Here is a 2486-nt window from a genome sequence, read left to right on the forward strand (position 1 = left end):
TGGGCTGCCGCTCCGCTAATCAGCACCATCTTCTTGAAGTTCACGCTCGGAAGGTGCCGATAGCAGTTACCCCGAGCATTCCGGAACTTCTCGAAGAGGCGTCCAGAACTCTGGTTCTCGATGCTGTCGATCAGCCTCTCCGGGGGTGTCTCGGATCAATGATGCGAGGAGTCCTTTCGTCTTCTGTCCGACCTGAGATAAACGTGATGGTATCACGCTCGACAGCGGCGCTGGTTCGAATAGCAGGACCATCGGGAAGTCGTTGCCGGGGATCGCGACTAGGACGCAGGCTGGGAGCTTCCGAAAGGTATCTAAGCATACGCTCCGAATCGTCAGATGGTCTGCCCCTCAAGCGAGGCCGACGCCACTCGTCCCGCAGCTTGTCGGAAACTGCGTCCGGCGTCGGCACGAGCCCTGCCAGATGGCTCCCTGGACAGAGAATGTCTTTCAACTCAAAAAAGAACGGTCGTAGATGGCTGAGCCGTTTATGATGTAACACGCTAGGCTTAGCATCGATTTTTGCTTGCATTTCGCGTTCGATATCGAATGCAAAAGCGAGATTGATTCCGCTGACCTGCGGTGCATCTAAGGCGTAATATGGATCGGCGCTTACGGAGGCGTGGTTGTAAAATATGTAGAGTGGAAGGTACGGACCACTCGTATCGACCAAGGTCTTGAACTGATATTCCCCCGTTGAATTCACGACATGAAGCAATTCACGATATGACCGGTGGTGTATCGAAACGAGCTTGTCGCCATTATGTAGCGCGTTTAGGCGTTTCGCCTGGAGCCGCAGAAGTATTCGTCTGCCCGTCTCCACGTGCCAAAACTCCAGGTCGAGATCGCCCCCGGTGGTCGCTTCGTGCGGATATTGGATCACTAATTCAGGACCAGCAAAAGCGGCGAGCGCGGCGACAAACACATCGGTGAGTGTCTCTTCTCGAAATCGCCCGCGCTTTAGTTTGCTCTCGCGATCGAGAATTATACCAATCAAGCCGGGTAGACTCGAAGCCAAATCGCAGAGAGTTTGTGTCACTTGGCCCGTATCCCGTTGTGCAATCGATCAAGGCACATCCTAAAGCTGTGAAATTTAACAGATCGTCGCCACCAGGAGGGGCTGACCCATAAAATTTCTCAGCTTACCGGCACATACTGCGTTTCACGGCAATGACGGTCGGGTCGGCCGTCGAGCTTTCGATCAGGGAGAGCACCGTCCAGAGCTTGCCGTATCGACGCGCTGCCTCCGCTGCATCTTTCACGTCAGCTTCCCACCACCGCTTGTCGCCCTTCACGCTCGGGAACGCGACGCGCCAGCCATACTTCAATGCAGCGTCAATCAGCTTGCTTCCTGCCTCGTCTCGGTCAGGCATCACGATGACCGTTTGACCGGAGTGACGAAGCCACGCTGCCTGCTTGGAGGTCAGGGTCGAGCCGAGGAGCGCGACGCCGTCGATCGCGAGCGCATCAAAGGCGCCTTCCACGACGACCACGTACTTGCGGGTTCGCTTCACCAGAACCTCGTTGTTGAAGAGGAAATCCGGTGGTTTCCTGCCGATATAGCGGGGCTCGATCGCGGAATCGATCGCACGAGCCGTGTATCCAACGTTCTTGCCGCCGAACGTGAATGGCAGGATTAGCCGCCGGTTCATGCCGTCCTTCGGGGAGGGTGACCAGCAGTACGACTCCCATGCGGCGACTGCCTCGCCGCGTGAGAAGAGGTACTCCGCGACCGCGATGAAGTCGGGATCGGTGCAGCCTTCGTTGGCCCACTCGTCGATGGATTTAGCGTCGTCCGGCAGCGCGGCTTCTGGGTAGTAGCAGGGAGGTTCGACAATCGGCGTAGCACCGAAGGCGGTGGAGCTTCGCTTCAGCAACGCAGCCTTCGATGAGATCAAGGCCAGTTCCACATCAGGGACGCCGGAAGCTGCAAGGAAGTCCTTCATTTTCTTCGACAGCATCCAGCCTCGCGACCACCTCGCCTTGAAGCCGCAATTGAAGCAATTCACGCCGAGGGCACCCAGATCGGACTTCAAACCGCATCGATAGCGGGTGTCTGCGCCTTCGCCTTGGAGGACGCACATCGGGCAGTTGATATCGATGAAGCCGCTCGACCGCCTCTTACGGCGCCCGAGGTAGGAGTGGTCGAAAGCATCCCAGACAAAGTTCGTGTGCAATGATTTTTCGATAAAGCTCATCGTTCCTAGCTTTTATTTTGAAAAATGTCCGCCCGCGCTGATCTAATAGCGATAAATCTACACAGGCGCGGCGGCAGACATCATTGTCTCCGAGGGGCCGACATGAAGTCGATATAAATTTTTCAGATTTTAATTTTGATCTCTGCGGATCGCGTTCGGTATGTTGCCTTCAATGCCCCGGCAATTTCGTCGGAAAGGCAGAATTCTTAGAGCAAAATTTTTTATGTCGAACTACGATTAGGGCCTGTCGTCGCTTGAACGGATTGGCGCGTTTTGCGTTTTCGTCTCTCT

2 protein-coding genes are annotated in these 2486 nt (G+C 55.6%); both read right to left on the minus strand.

From position 1 onward, the window contains the following. Positions 1–130: 130 nt before the first annotated feature. Positions 131–1036 carry a DUF6615 family protein gene (locus BM249_RS21490; RefSeq protein ID WP_143103839.1) on the minus strand — a complete coding sequence of 302 codons (906 nt, stop codon included), beginning with the start codon at positions 1034–1036 and terminating at the stop codon, positions 131–133. 103 nt (positions 1037–1139) lie between these two features. Beyond that, positions 1140–2195: a toprim domain-containing protein gene (locus BM249_RS20980; RefSeq protein WP_091975546.1), complete on the minus strand. Its 1056-nt coding sequence runs from the start codon at positions 2193–2195 to the stop codon at positions 1140–1142. Between the last annotated feature and the right edge of the window lie 291 nt (positions 2196–2486).

It is taken from the genome of Methylobacterium gossipiicola (assembly GCF_900113485.1).
GTDB lineage: Bacteria > Pseudomonadota > Alphaproteobacteria > Rhizobiales > Beijerinckiaceae > Methylobacterium > Methylobacterium gossipiicola.

Coding starts and splice junctions, on each gene's coding strand:
- BM249_RS20980 (WP_091975546.1), bottom strand. CDS start 2,195: ATGAGCTTTATCGAAAAATCATTGCACACGAACTTTGTCTGGGATGCT.